Annotated in this window: 10 protein-coding genes; 3 read left to right on the top strand and 7 right to left on the bottom strand. The window is 67.7% G+C overall.

The features are described from left to right. Positions 1 to 8 precede the first annotated feature (8 nt). From O0J73_RS18030 to O0J73_RS18005, 6 genes are all read right to left on the bottom strand, one after another. Complete coding sequence (locus O0J73_RS18030; protein WP_004153364.1) at positions 9 to 1,067, bottom strand: LacI family DNA-binding transcriptional regulator; 1,059 nt, start codon at positions 1,065 to 1,067, stop codon at positions 9 to 11. 39 nt (positions 1,068 to 1,106) lie between these two features. Then, positions 1,107 to 2,651 carry a family 43 glycosylhydrolase gene (locus O0J73_RS18025; protein ID WP_197564514.1) on the bottom strand — a complete coding sequence of 515 codons (1,545 nt, stop codon included), beginning with the start codon at positions 2,649 to 2,651 and terminating at the stop codon, positions 1,107 to 1,109. A 65-nt stretch (positions 2,652 to 2,716) separates the two neighbouring features. Then, positions 2,717 to 4,000 carry a TRAP transporter large permease gene (locus O0J73_RS18020; RefSeq protein ID WP_053508035.1) on the bottom strand — a complete coding sequence of 428 codons (1,284 nt, stop codon included), beginning with the start codon at positions 3,998 to 4,000 and terminating at the stop codon, positions 2,717 to 2,719. Between the two features lie 3 nt (positions 4,001 to 4,003). Continuing rightward, positions 4,004 to 4,534 (bottom strand): TRAP transporter small permease, encoded by a 531-nt coding sequence (locus O0J73_RS18015; protein WP_004153360.1) that lies wholly within the window; start codon positions 4,532 to 4,534, stop codon positions 4,004 to 4,006. An 11-nt stretch (positions 4,535 to 4,545) separates the two neighbouring features. Then, a complete protein-coding gene (locus O0J73_RS18010; protein WP_004153359.1) occupies positions 4,546 to 5,547 on the bottom strand; it encodes a TRAP transporter substrate-binding protein in 1,002 nt (333 codons plus the stop codon). A 40-nt stretch (positions 5,548 to 5,587) separates the two neighbouring features. Beyond that, positions 5,588 to 6,415, bottom strand: a complete 828-nt coding sequence (locus O0J73_RS18005; RefSeq protein WP_004153358.1) for a hypothetical protein — start codon at positions 6,413 to 6,415, stop codon at positions 5,588 to 5,590. A gap of 155 nt (positions 6,416 to 6,570) precedes the next feature. On the opposite strand from O0J73_RS18005, the gene O0J73_RS18000 reads away from it, so the two are divergent. From O0J73_RS18000 to O0J73_RS17990, 3 genes are read left to right on the top strand one after another with little or no spacing between them, the layout of a single operon-like run. Continuing rightward, a complete protein-coding gene (locus tag O0J73_RS18000) occupies positions 6,571 to 7,563 on the top strand; it encodes an alpha/beta hydrolase (RefSeq protein ID WP_049456670.1) in 993 nt (330 codons plus the stop codon). Further along, positions 7,560 to 9,182 (top strand): carboxylesterase family protein, encoded by a 1,623-nt coding sequence (locus tag O0J73_RS17995; RefSeq protein WP_006479419.1) that lies wholly within the window; start codon positions 7,560 to 7,562, stop codon positions 9,180 to 9,182. The genes O0J73_RS18000 and O0J73_RS17995 overlap by 4 nt, the downstream gene beginning before the upstream one ends. A gap of 51 nt (positions 9,183 to 9,233) precedes the next feature. After that, a complete protein-coding gene (locus O0J73_RS17990; RefSeq protein ID WP_197564508.1) occupies positions 9,234 to 9,821 on the top strand; it encodes a cysteine dioxygenase family protein in 588 nt (195 codons plus the stop codon). A 37-nt stretch (positions 9,822 to 9,858) separates the two neighbouring features. Here O0J73_RS17990 and O0J73_RS17985 read toward each other — a convergent pair whose 3' ends face one another. Further along, positions 9,859 to 13,677, bottom strand: coding sequence for a LamG-like jellyroll fold domain-containing protein (locus tag O0J73_RS17985; RefSeq protein ID WP_308309293.1), 3,819 nt, complete (start codon positions 13,675 to 13,677; stop codon positions 9,859 to 9,861). Positions 13,678 to 13,790 lie beyond the last annotated feature (113 nt).

The following is a 13,790-nucleotide window of genomic DNA, read 5'->3' as shown; positions in this document are numbered from 1 at the left end:
CTTCGGCCTCAATCCTCTGGCGGCTGGCAGGAATCGCGCACGATCAGGTGCGGCCGCACGCTGGCAATGGGCAACGATGCCTGGCCTTCGGGCTGGATCAGCATCGCCGCAGCGGTACGCCCGGTGTCGCGGGTATGCCTGCGTACCGAGGTCAGCGAAGGCCACAGGCGGGAGGCCAGCGGGCTGTCGTCATAGCCGACGATGGACAGCTGACGCGGAATGTTGATGCCGGCGCGCAGCGCCACCTTGTAGATGCCGGCGGCCATTTCGTCGTTGCCGGTGAAGATGGCGGTCGGGCGGCGCTTGCCCAGCAGCAGTTTCTCGGCAGCGGCCACGCCGGATTCGAAGGTGTAGCCCGCCTCGATGATGCGGTCCTTCGGCAGCTCGATACCGCGCTGTGACAACGCGTCGATGAAGCCGGCGGTACGTTCATGGGCGGAACGGTAGGCGCTGGGACCGGTCACCAGGGCAATGTCACGGTGGCCGAGCGAAAGCAGATAGTCGGCGGCTTCGGCTGCACCGTCACGGTCATGGGTGACCACCATCTGTGAGCTTTCATCCAGCGGCAGTGCAGCGACGCGGGTGAAGCGGCAGCCGATCTCATCGAGCATGTCCGCCAGCGCCTGGTCTTCCGAGGCGCGCGGCACCAGGATCACGCCGTGCAGCTTCTGCTGCTGCACGAAGCGGCGCACGCCCTCGATGTAACCGGGGCTTCGGCTGTCACAGGGGTGCACCACCAGCTCGAAGCTGGATCCGCGCAGTGCGTCCAGCGCACCGTACTGCATGTCCACGATGTACTGTGCGGTGGGGTTGTCGTAGACCATGCCGATCAGGAAGGAGCGGCGGAAGGCCAGTCCACGGGCCAGCGGATCGGGCATGTAGCCCACTTCACGCATCAACGCTTCCACCTTGTCGCGCGTGTCCTTGCGCACCAGCGGTGAGTTGTTGATGATTCTTGAAACCGTTTTCTTGGATACACCCGACAGTCGCGCGATGTCGTTGATGGTGGCTGCCTTGCCCTTCGCCAATGCCGGCGTAGCGGCATCGTTCTTGTTGCGCACTGACATGTTTTGAACCCGATAAGTCTGGGGATTCCGGCTCCGCGCTCAATCCAGCGCGCGGTAGCGGAAGTTGCGGAAGGTTACCGTACCGTCGCCGGCCGCATACAGCGCCGGCTTCAGCGCCAGGAACCTGCCCGCTACATTGTGATGGTAACCGGACACTTCCATCTGAACCGGATACTTCTGCCAAGTGTGCCCGTCGGTACTGGAGTGGAAGGTGACGATGTGGCGGTTGTTGGTGACCCGCAGCCACAGCCGGCCGCCACGCGCACCGGCCGCCAGTCGGGCAGGGCGCTCCTCGCCGTAGCGATGCATGATGAACGACTCGCCATTGCTGCCCACTCCCGCATACAGGCGGTCGCTGTAGAACAGCAGCGCGCCGCCCACGGCGCCGGGGGCGATCTCCATCTCCACGTCGAACTGGTAGGCCGGGTCGCCGGCGATGGTGGTCAGTGGCGAGGCGTCGCGCGGGCCGTTGCCCTTGCCCTGCAGGACCAGACCGTTGCCGCTGAAACCCAACCGCCGGTACTCATCCGGTGCCGGGTTGAAGAACGCCCACTGCGGGCCGAGCGTGCTGCCTCGGAAATCGTCCGACAGCGCCATGCCATGCGGGGCCAGCGCCTCTCCGGCCGGCTTGCGCAGCGGCTGGCCGAGATCGCCGCCCGTGGCCCGGAACCAGCCATCGCCGGTCCACTCGATCGGCTCCAGCAGGGCCTGCCGCCCCAGCGTCCAGAAGCCGTTCTCGTAACCGTGGTACATCATCCACCAGCGTCCATCGGTGCCTTCGATCACCGTCGCGTGGCCCCGAGACCACCAGGGTTCGGCCGCCGACCGCGTGCGCGTGATCGGATTGTTGGGGGCATTCACCCAGGGACCGTGGATCGAACGCGAGCGCGCGGTGATCACCATGTGCCCGGTCGGTGGGCCGGCGGTACCGCCCACTGCGGTGGTCATGTAGTACCAGCCATCGCGGAAGTGGATCTTCGGGCCCTCCTGCGCGTAGGCCTCCACGTCCCAGCTTTCCGGGTAGCGCCAGCCGTCATAGACATGCGTCGGCGTGCCGACCACGCTCAGGCCATCGTCGGCCAGCTGCACATAGTCGCCGCCGCTCAGGAACAGATAACGCTTGCCGTCCTCGCCCACCGCATGACCGGGATCGATGTAGCCCCCCAGGCCGATATCGATCGGCGCGCTCCACGGGCCCTTGATGTCATCGGCCCAGACCACGAAGTTGCTGCGCCGGCCAGCGGTACGGGCCGGGAAGTAGATGAAGTAGCGCCCTTGGTGCTTGACGATGTCCGGCGCCCAGATCGCGCCGACGTTGCGGGTGATGGCATGGCCAAGCGGCTGCCAGTTCACCAGGTCGCGCGAATGCCAGATCGGCAGGCCGGGATAGGCATCGAACGAAGACAGCGTGAGGTAGTAGTCGTCGCCGTCCTTGAGCACCGACGGATCAGGGCGGTCACCGGCCAGTACCGGGTTCAGGAAGGTGCCATCGCCCCGGTCGGCCTGGCGCTGGTGTTCCAGCCCCCGCGCCCACGGCGTCGGCACCGGCGCGGCATCGGTGGCCGCCACCGGCAACGCCGGCATCAGCAGAGCGAGCAGGGTGGCGGCGGTGACGATCCGCAGCGCGTGCATGGCGGCCTCCTCCGGTCTCAGCCGCGCAGCGCGGCTGGCAACCACAGTGACAGGGCGGGGAAGAAGGTGACCACCAGCAGCACGCCCAGCGCGGCGAACCAGAACGGCCAGATGGTGCGCATGCTCTGGCCCACGCTGATCTTGCCGATGGAGGTCCCGATGAACAGCACCGATCCCACCGGCGGTGTCACCAGGCCCAGACCGCCCGTCAGCACCAGCACCAGCCCAAAGTGGATCGGATCGATGCCGTAGGCCCTGGCCACCGGCAGGAAGATCGGCGTGCAGATCAGGATCATCGGCGCCAGGTCCATGAAGGTGCCCAGCAACAGCAGCATCACCACGATCATCAGCAGCACCATGAACTGGCTGTGCGCGAACGACTGCAGGAAATCCACGGCCGCAGCCGGTACCTGCAGGTAGGCCAGCAGCCAGCCGAAAACGGCGGCGGTGGCGATCACGAACAGGATCACGCCGGTACTGCGCGCAGCATGGATGACGGTGTCGAAGAACTCGCGCCAGCGCAGCTGCCGGTACAGCACGGTGGTGACCAGCAAGGCATAGACCACGGCGATGGCCGCGCTCTCCACGGCGGTGAAGATGCCGGCACGGATGCCGACGAAGATCAGCGCGACCAGGCCCAGGCCGGGCAGGGCGGAGACAATGCGCAGCGCCACGGCGCGCCAGCCGGGGAACACTTCCACGCCGTAGCCGCGACGTCGTGCCACCACATAGCCGGTGATCATCAATGCCAGCGTCATCAGCAGCGCCGGTACGATACCCGCAGCGAACAGATCGGCGATGGACAGGCCCCCTCCCGCCGCCGCCGAGAACAGGATCAGGTTGTGCGATGGCGGTACCAGCAGCGCCACCAGCGCAGCGGTGATGCTGACATTGACGGCGAAATCGCGGTCATAGCCGCGCTTGACCATCTGCGGAATCATCGTGCCACCGACCGCCGACACATCGGCGATGGCTGAGCCGGACACGCCACCGAAGAACAGCGAGGACAGGATCGAGACCTGGCCCAGGCCACCGCGCAGGCGTCCGACCAGTGACGAGGCCAGCGCGATCAGCCGCTCGGAGATGCCGCCGCGCATCATGATCTCGCCTGCAAAGATGAACAGTGGAATGGCGATGAGCGAGGCGGAGCCGGTGCCGGCCGAGATCTGTTGCACCAGCACGATGCTGGGAATGTCCAGGTAGAGCAGGGTGGCCAGCGCCGCGGCGGCCAGCGCGTAGGCCACCGGCACGCCCAGCAGAAGCAGCACGGCGAATACGGAGAACAGGATGGTGATGCCCATGGATCAACGATCTCCTTCAGCGTCGTCGCTGCCGGCGTCGCGGGCCTGCAGCGCTTTCCACGCACGGTTCAGCGCGAACAGCACCATCAGCGCACCACCCACGGCCAGCGGCAGGTAGTTGATGCTCTGCGGCAGGTTGGCGCCGGCGGTCTTGATGTCCAGCCCGTCCAGCAGCAGGTCGGCCGACCAGAAGGCGATGAACCCACCCAGCACGGCCACCACCGCCTGCACCAGCACATCCACCGCGCGGCGCACGCCAGGGCCCATGTGAGCGTGCAGCAGGAAGAAGCCGAAGTGACGGTTGGTATGCACGCCGCAGGCGGCGCCCAGGCTCATCGCCGTGGCCAGCAGCAGCAGGGTGACCGGCTCGGTCCAGCTGGGCGAATCGTTGATGACGTAGCGCGCGAACACCTGCCAGCCCTGTACCACCACCAGCCCCAGAAGGGCAGCGACGGCACAGTAGATGGCGATGTCGGCGATGCGGTCCAGCAGTCGCTGTGCGGGCCCGGCGGTGGCCGGTAGGGTCTTGGTCATGGCAGATGTCCTCAGGCAGCGCGGATGCGGTCAACCAGCGCGGCGATGTCCGGCTGTTGCAGGTACTGCTTGAGCAGCGGCTGGGCGGCGGCCCGGAAGGCGGGCATGTCGACCTCATTGGCTTTCACGCCATAGGCCAGCACGGCGCGGCGTGCAGCGTCCTCCGACGCGTCCCAGTGCTCGCGCATCACCGTCACCGATGCGCGTGCGGTGTGCAGCAACAGCTGGCGATCATCCGCGCCCAATCGTTCGAAGCGGGCGCGCGACATCAGCAGCACGTCCGGTGCGTACGAATGGTCGCTCTGCGACCAGTAGTGCGCCGCCTCGAAGTGGCGGCTGGAGTGGAAGCTGCGCATGTTGTTCTCGGCACCATCGATCATGTGCGTTTCCATGCCCGAGAACGTGTCGCCCAGCGACATCGGCGTCGGATTGGCACCGAGCAGGCGCATCAGCTGGATGAAGATGTCCGAGGAGGCCACGCGCAGCTTCAGGCCATGCAGATCCTTCGGCGAAATGATCGGATGCTTGGTGTTGTAGAAGCAGCGTGCGCCGGAATCGTAGATCGCCAGTCCGACCAGGTCGCGGCTTTCAAAGCCGCGCAGCACCGTGTCTGCCACGCCGCTATCGAGCGCGGCGCGCTGGTGCGCGACCGACCTGAAGACATAGGGCAGGCAAAGCGCCTGGGTCAGGGGAAATGCATTGTTCAGTGCACCGGCATACACGCGGGTGATGTCGATGGCACCGAAGCGTGCCATGTCGATCGCTTCCGACTCGCGGCCCAGCTGCCCTGAATGATACTGGCGCAGGTGCAGCCGGCCGTTGGTCTCACGCTCCAGCGTTTCGCCGATCCACTTCACCGCAGTGACGGTCGGGTAGTCGGCCACGTGCACGTCGGTGGCGGTCAGCAGGGTGCTGCCGTCCACGCTGCCGCCCGGCCCGCGGCCGCAGGCGGCGAGCATCGGCGTAGCCAGTGCGGCAGCGCCACCGGCTAGGAAGTTACGTCGTGTGATCATCTGCGCCCTCCCGCGCGTGTTCACCAGGGCAGGCCAGCGGTCAACCCGCTGGCACGGCCCGGCAGGCAATGTCACCGAAGCCGGCAAAGCGCACCAGCGCCGTTTGTCCTGCCTCGATGTCGTGGATGCCGGTGGCATTGCCGGTTGCGATCAGATCGCCCTTGCGCAGCGGCCGGCCGCGCAGCGCCGAACGGGACAGTGCGAAGGCGTAGGCCGCACGCAGGCCACCGGGCAGGCGGGGCGCACCACCGGAACCGACCACCTCGCCGTCGATGAGGGTTTCCGCGCGCAGGTCGATCTCATCGCGGGCCGTCCAGCCGGCAATCTCCTGCCCCAGCACCAGCCCGTTGTTGTTGCCGAAGTCGGATACCACGACGCGCGGGCCCAGTTCGTTGATGGTGGCCAGCGGGCTGCTGGCCACTTCCACGCCGATGTAGAGGCGCGCGGGCAGGGCCTCAGCCTGCTCCGGAGACCAGTGCAGCTGACCGGCCGGCGCGTCTTCCAGCAGCTCCAGCACATACTCTGCCTCCACTGCACCGAAGCCGCCGACGAACACCGGGATGTCCGTTGTTCCACCGGTATCATTCCAGAGCTGACGTTTGAAGATCGGCCCCAGCAGGCGCTCATCCCCGGAACCATCGCGACGCTCGGCGGCGATGTATCCCACCTTCCAGCCGATCACTTGGTCGTCCCAGAGATCAATCGCCTGGTCCTGGACCAGGTAGGCGTTCACCAGATCTGCCGGGATAGCGCCTGGAAACGCAGGCAGGGTGTTGCCTGCGCGGCGTGCGGCGGTGAAGGCGCGGGCGATCGCGGCTGCATCGTCCGGCGTCGGCGTCTGCCCCTGTGTGCCGTGTTCGTTGCTCAAGAACGGTCTCCCTCTGCGTTGTTGCACTGCCCATCGACAGCGTCTGCAGGAGGTGTATATGGTAAACCGGTGTCATCACGCAAGCCGCAGCGCATCACGCCCTCTTTCCCGGCGCGTGCGGCACGCTGCCCACCCCCGCTGGAGCCCGGTCCGACATGCGTTTGCCCACCCTTGTACTGTGCCTGTCCGTTCTGCTGGCCGCTGCGCCCGCACCTGCCGCCGAGGTCCCACTGCGCGACGGGCAGCGGCTGGGCAGGGAGGTCGCGGGCGAACGCCTGCCCCTATGGCCAGACGGCCGGGTGCCCGGCGAAAGCAGCCCGGCACGGCCGGCGCGCGTGGTTGAACGCAGCCCCGACCCGGCCCATCCGGACCGGTTCGTGGATGGCATCGATGCGCCCTACCTGATGGTGCACACCCCTGTACATCCGAACGGCCATGCCGTGCTGGTCATTCCAGGCGGTGGTTACCAGCGGGTGGTGATCGACAAGGAAGGCAGTGCGCTGGTACCCGACTGGGTGCAGCGCGCCGGGTTTACCCTGTTCGTCCTTCGCTACCGTCTGCCGCAGCCGGGCAGGGACCGCCAGGCCGCGCTGGCCGATGCCCAGCGCGCGCTGCGGGTGGTGCGCGACCAGGCCGCGCGGCGCGGCCTGCGCACCGACGACGTAGCGGTCGTTGGCTTCTCCGCCGGCGGCCACGTGGCTGCGCGGCTGGCCACCGGTTTCGATGCTCCGGTCTATCCCGCAGGTGATGCGATCGATCGGTTGAGCGCGCGGCCGGCGCGGGCGGTGCTGGTCTATCCGGTCATCGACATGGGCGCGCATGCACACAGCGGTTCGCGCGGGCGCCTGCTGGGCGAGCATCCTGATGCCGCCCTGGCTGCGCAGTATTCCCTGCAGCAGCATGTCCGCCCGGACATGCCACCGACGATGCTGATACATGCCAATGACGATCGGGTGGTCAGCGTGCACAACAGCCAGGTGATGGCGCAGGCCCTGGCCGCCGCGGGTGTCGAGCACGAGCTGCATGTGTTCGCCCATGGTGGACATGGCTTCGGCATGCACCTGCAGCGCGGTTCGACGCTGGCGCTGTGGCCGGCCCTGGCACAGGCCTGGCTGGTGGCAGGGGCCGGTGCGGAGGACGGCCGGTGACGGGAGCGCCAAGCGATCTGCAGCGCCGCCGCTTTCTGCGCGACAGTGCGCGCTGGGCGTTGGCCACGGCCACTCTGGCAGCCCTGCCGGCAACGGCGGTGCCGGGCGCACGCGACGACCGCCTGCCGATCGTCCGGCTGCGCGGAGGGCGTGTGCGTGGCCAGCGTCAACAGGGCGTGCTGGTGTTCCGTGGCCTGCGCTACGGCGCCGATACGGGCGCCTATCGCTTCCAGCCACCACGCCGGGAAGCGGCCTGGAACGGGATCGCCGATGCGCTGGACTATGGCGCGGCCGCACCACAGGGCGGCACCGAAGGTCCGGGGAGCGAGGACTGCCTGTACCTCAACGTCTGGACGCCCGCGCTGGGCGATGGCGCCCGTCGCCCCGTGCTGGTCTACATCCACGGCGGTGGTTTCAACAATGGCGCCGGCAGCGACCCCCTCTACGACGGCAGCGCGCTCTGCCGTCGCGGCGACGTGGTGGTGGTCACCCTCAACCATCGCCTGAACGCCTTCGGCTATCTGTATCTGGGTGCGCTGGGTGATGCACGCTACGCCGCGTCGGGCAATGCCGGCCAGCTCGACCTGGTGCAGGCGCTGCAGTGGGTGCGCGAGCATGCGGCCACCTTCGGCGGTGATGCCGGCAACATCACCGTGTTCGGCCAGTCCGGCGGAGGGGCCAAGATCGCCACGCTGATGGCGATGCCGGCCGCACGCGGCCTGTTCCAGCGCGCCTGGACGATGAGCGGACAGCAGGTCACTGCAGCCGGCCCGCGTGCAGCGGCACAGCGCGCGGCGATCGCCATGCAGGCCGTGGGCGCGAAGGACCTGGCGGCATTGCTGCGGTTGCCCGCCGCCGATCTGCTGGCGGCCACCCGTGCACGCGATCCCTCACGGGTGGAAAGCTCTTCGCTGTACTTCGGGCCGGTACTGGACGAGGTCTGCCTGCCGGTCCATCCGTTCTGGCCGCAGGCACCGCGGCAATCGGCCGGCATTCCGATGGTGATCGGCAATACCCGCGACGAGACCCGTGCGTTTCTCGGCAATGACCCGGCCAACTTCGCCTTGACGTGGGATACCTTGCCGGCGCAGTTGGAACGCCAGCAGTTCGTCGATCTGCTGCCGCAGACGGTGATCGCCGAGTACCGGCGCCTGTACCCGCACTACACGCCGTCGGAAGTGTTTTTCGCCGCCACCACCGCCGGGCGGTCCTGGCGCGGTGCGCTGGAGGAACTGGAGGCGCGTGCGCGCCAGCCCAGCGGCGCTGCCCCCACCTGGGCGTATCAGCTGGAGTGGGGATCGCCGGTGGAAGAAGGCCGGCTGCGCGCCTTTCATACCCTGGACATTCCGCTGGTGTTCGACAACGCCGGCCTGCCGGGGGCCCGCACCGGAGGCGGTGCAGATGCGCAAGCGCTGGCCGCGACGATGAGCGATGCGCTGATCGCGTTCGCGCGCACCGGCGACCCCAATCATCATGGAATGTCGCAATGGGCCCCTTACGGCCTGCCGCAGCGGCAAACCATGCTGTTCGACCGCCACAGCCGCGTGGTCGATGATCCACGTGCGGGCGAACGGGCGCTGTATGGAAAAGTACCGTTCGTGCAGCGCGGCACGCAGTGATGACACCGCGGTGCAAACATTCCGTTAACTCCTCTCGGCTAGAGTCGGGTCATGGGAGAGATGTCCTCGCCACTGTCGTTCACCGGACGGGAGCGCCTGGTCGCCGCGATCGATACCGCGGTGATGCTGCGCAGGCCCGAGGCGATCACCGGGGCGCTGCAGCAGGTCCTGCGTGAGGCCATCGTCGATCCTTCGATCCAGCTGCCACCCAGCGTGCGGCGCCCGGTCGAAGGACACTATGCCCGCCGCGAACTGCACCGCAGCCCGACCCTGGGCTACAGCGTCATCGCGATGTGCTGGGGCCCGGGCCAGGGCACGCCACTGCACGACCACGATGCGATGTGGTGTGTGGAGGGCGTCTGGCAGGGTGAACTGGTCGTCACCCCGTACGCACTGCTGGAGCAGGATGGCGAACGCCATCGCTTCGCCGCCCAGCCGACGCTGTACGGCCATCGCGGCAGCGCGGGCAGCCTGATCCCACCGCACGAGTACCACACGCTGTGCAACGCTAGCGATGCGGATGTGGCGGTATCGCTGCACGTGTACGAGGGCGTGATGGAACGCAGCGCCGTGTTCGAGCCGCTGGGTGAAGACTGGTACCAGCGGCGGGTGAAGCGCCTGGAAACCGAGGCGTCCTGACGGTACCCGCCGGGACACGCCCGGCGAAGCGATGGAATCACTGCGGCACGGCTGCCACGTTGTTCAACCGTGTCACTTCCTCGCCGCCATCGGCCAGCGCCACGCGCACGCGCAGCCCACTGCGGTCACCGGCCGGCAACGGCAGCAGGACCCGCACGGTCTTCGGCTGCAGGTCGGTCGGTGCCGCCATCGCGGGCACCTCGGTGCGTGCGATCTCGCGGCCACGCGCATCTTCCAGCACGGCCACGCCCACGCCACTGCCAACGTGGCCCAGGCTGTGCACGGTCACCTGCAACTGGCGGCCGTCCACATGCAGATCGCCACGGCCCACGCCCAGGTCCGCGCGTGTCTCCACCGCCGTGCCCGCAGACACACGCTCGAACTCGAACACCTCGGTGCGGCCCGGGCGGAACTGCATCGGCACCGACGCACTGGTCTCCAGCTTCACGCTGCGTTCGACCGGCGTGCCGTCGATGCGGCCATCGCCGTTGGTATCCACGCCACTGCGGATGCGCCAGGTACCGCTGGCCACGTTCCAGCCGGTCATGTCAGCGGCAATGGTGCGCGCCCCCAGGTTGTAGCTGGTCACGGTGAAGCGCTCGCGCGAGGGCGCATGCACCAGCAGGGCGACCTGCTCGGCGGCACCATCGCGGTCGAAGCGCCAGCTGACGGTATGGCCGGGCCAACTCTGGTTGCGCTTCAGCGCGATACCGCCCAGGCGTGCGCGCTGCAGGAATTCGCTCGGTGCTTCCACCCGGTCGGACCACCAGTGTCCATCGGTGTTCATGTAGGCGCGTTGCACCTTGGCTTGGAGGCCCTCGGCATGCAGCGCATCGATGTACTTCATGTCACCACTGGCCTGCCACGCCATCAGGCTGGCGAAGCCGGTCCTGCCGGCATCGGCCTCGGCGGTCAGCTTCGGGTACCAGTCCTGCTGCCGGCCGAGCACGTCGACGTAGTTCTCGCCGAGGTTGGCCAGCGCACCCGGGCCACCGCGCGCTACCCGGTAATCCAGCGCCTGCAGGTACTTGGCATCGCCGGTCCAGCGCCACGCCGCCCAGAAGGTGTGCATCGTGTCGCCGCCGCCGGAGCCGTTGTTCAACTCGCCGCCTCGGGTGGCACCGGTGGCCCAGTTGATCTCGTTGGGCAGGGTGAAGCGCCCCTGGTCGTCCTTGCCTGCATGGGCCAGGTAGCCATCGGCCAGGCCGATCACCAGCCTGCGGCCAGTCGGGTCGGCGTTGTACTGGCCCAGCAGGAAGGCTGGGTGCAGCACCGGGAACGAGTACGGCTTCTGCCACTGCCAGTTGGGTTCGCGGTAGATCTTGTTGCCACCGAACCAGTTGCTGGAGAACAGCAGGTGGCCCTGCGGATTGCGCAGGATGATGCGCTCGTCGAAAGCCTTCACCGTTTCCATCAGCCGCTCCAGCGTCAACGGGTCGCCCCAGTTGAGGTAGAGCATGGCGCTGTTGGTGTTGATGCCTTCCTCATAGGAATGCAGTTCGTCGGTTTCGATGGTGCTCAGGCCATTGCTGAACATGCCATTGCGGTACACCGCATCGGACAGCGCGGTCAGCGAAGCATTCAGCCGCTCCGGCTGAACGCCCATCAGCGCCAGCCCCGGCCACTGCTGGGTCAGGTCGGAATCATCGGAAATGCCGCCGCCGAAATCACCGTAGGCCACCTGCCGCTCATCGATCCACCAGTCAACGAACCGGCGCACCTGGGCCAGATCCTGCACCTGGTTGAACGCCCACGCCGGCACGCCCCTGGGTACCTCCGGCGCGGTGTAGGGCGGTCGACCCTGGCTGTTGTAGCTGATGTAGTTCCAGTACAGGCGGCCGAGTTCGTGGTCCGGGTCCACGCGCAGCAGATCGCTCAGATCGGCGTAGACGCGTGCATAGAGACGCTGCCGCTTGGAGGTGGTGTGTTCCTCCACCAGGAAGCCCCAGTTGTCGCGCACCTGGTTGAAGCGGTCGGCCACGTGTTCCTTCAAGGCTTCGGCACGCGGCTTGAACACCAGGCGGATCTGCGCGCCGTCCAGCGCGCCGGCATCGAAGCCCGGTGCGGCCGAGGCGATGCTCAACCACAGGCTGTCCGGGGTAAGGATGCGATCGCGCAGGTCCAGCCACAGCGTGCGCTGCTGCCCCGGCGGCACCGACACCGAGACATCGATCATGTCGCGTGCCGGCCAGATCGGATCCTTGATGCGGATGTTGAGCGGGATCAGCCCATCGTGGGTGGCCGGCAGGTCCAATGCAGGAAGGTCGATGGCCACGCCATCCAGGCCGTCATGCATGTTTTCCCAGCTGTAGGCCCAGCTGCGGATCAGCGGCTGGTTGGCCGGGGCGTCGCCCACGCCGGAAGGAATCAGTACATGCACGATCGGGCGAGGTTGCGCCGGCAGGCTGTCGGCGCTGCGCCGGCGCGAACCGGCGCCCTTGGGCAGGGCCATCACCGTGCTGCGCTCGGACACCGGGAAGCGGCCATCGATGTAGCGCCGCAGCGCTTCCAGGTTGGTGTAGTCGGGCAGCGCCTGGCTGTCGATCACGTAGGCCTGTGTCACCGTGCCTTCCGGTTCGGCGCCTTCGCTCACGTTGTAGGCCCAGACTTCCTGGATCGGCGTTTCCTGTTCCACGTTGCTGAAACGCAGCACGCCTCCCTGCTGCGCGGGGATGTCCTGCACGCTGCGCACCACGCCGCGCGGGCGCGTGGCCAGCACGTCGGTGGCATGTTCTGCGTCGGGCCCGTGGGCCAGCGTGCCGAAGGCCGCACCGCGGATCTCCACGCGGTTCACGGTCTCGCCCACCGGCAGGGTCAGGTCCAGGTACTGCCCGCTTTCCACGTAGGTGTTCCAGTCCGGCAGCTGGAAATAGTCGTTGCGGCCGGGCAGGCGCGAGCGGTTGTAGACGCCCGGCCAGGTGGTTTCGGCGATGCCATCGGTGGCCTTCCACATCCATGCCTTCATGTCGCGGGTGTCGGCGAACTCGATCTTGCGGATGCGCGTTCCGCCCGCCGCCAGCGCAGGCGGTGCCGCACCGTCCCAGCCGAAGCGGTGGCGCCATGCGCGCTGGTCAGAGGCCGGCGCCACCGCGCTGGCCGCGACCTTGCCGGCGGCCAGGGCCTGCACCGCCGCCGCGTCCAGCATGCGGTCATATACGCGGATGTGCTGGAAATCACTGCCGCGCAGGAAGTTGTAGCGGCTCTGCACCTGGTACGGAGCCATCACCCGGCCCGCCAGGCCAAGCTGATCCAGCGCGGCATCGTAATCGCCGGTTGCCTGCGCGCGCGCCACTTCACGGCCATCGACGGACAGGCGCACGCCCTGGTCTTCGTCCCAGGCGAAGGCCAGGTGCAGCCACTGGTCCGGCCGCGGCGGCGTGTCCATGCGGAAGGACACGCGGGTACGTGCGAGGTTGGCATCGGTGACGAAGGCATCGAAACCGTGTCCGTTCCAGTCGATGCGCAGCCAGGCCATGTCCCAGCTGCTGTGGTCGGCGTAACCGACGCGGAAGATCACGAACGGAGCCTCGCCCACCGCATAGCGCGAGCGCCAGTCGAAGGCGAGAGTGCCGCGCTGGGCGAGGATGTTGCCCGGCGCGTCCCAGGCCAGCACGCCATCGTCTTCCCACTGGATCGCCTTGCCACGTACACCGTCGTCGACCACCGCCACCTTGTCGCGGAAGTTCGGTACGGCCTCGCCCTGTGCTGTCGCAGCCTGCAGGCCGTGGTTGGCATCGACGTGGAAGAGCAGGGTGGGAGCAAGCAGGTTGGCGGCATCGGCGGCGGCCGTCGCGGGGCCAGCAGCCAGCGCCACTGCCAACAGCAGGCAGCGAAACACAGTCGTGCGGTGCGGCATGGAGATGTTTCCTTTCAACGGGCCACGGCCGGCGGTGGGCCGCCGGACCGTAGCAAGGCCACGCCGCGACGGCACCTTGCGGCGCAGCAGTGGTCACGGCAAACGGCGGCGCC

Origin of the sequence: Stenotrophomonas sp. Sm6012, assembly GCF_030985895.1 — a bacterium.
GTDB classification, from domain to species: domain Bacteria; phylum Pseudomonadota; class Gammaproteobacteria; order Xanthomonadales; family Xanthomonadaceae; genus Stenotrophomonas; species Stenotrophomonas forensis.
The sequence above is the reverse complement of the archived record's forward strand: the minus strand, read 5'-3'. Positions and strand labels throughout refer to the sequence as shown.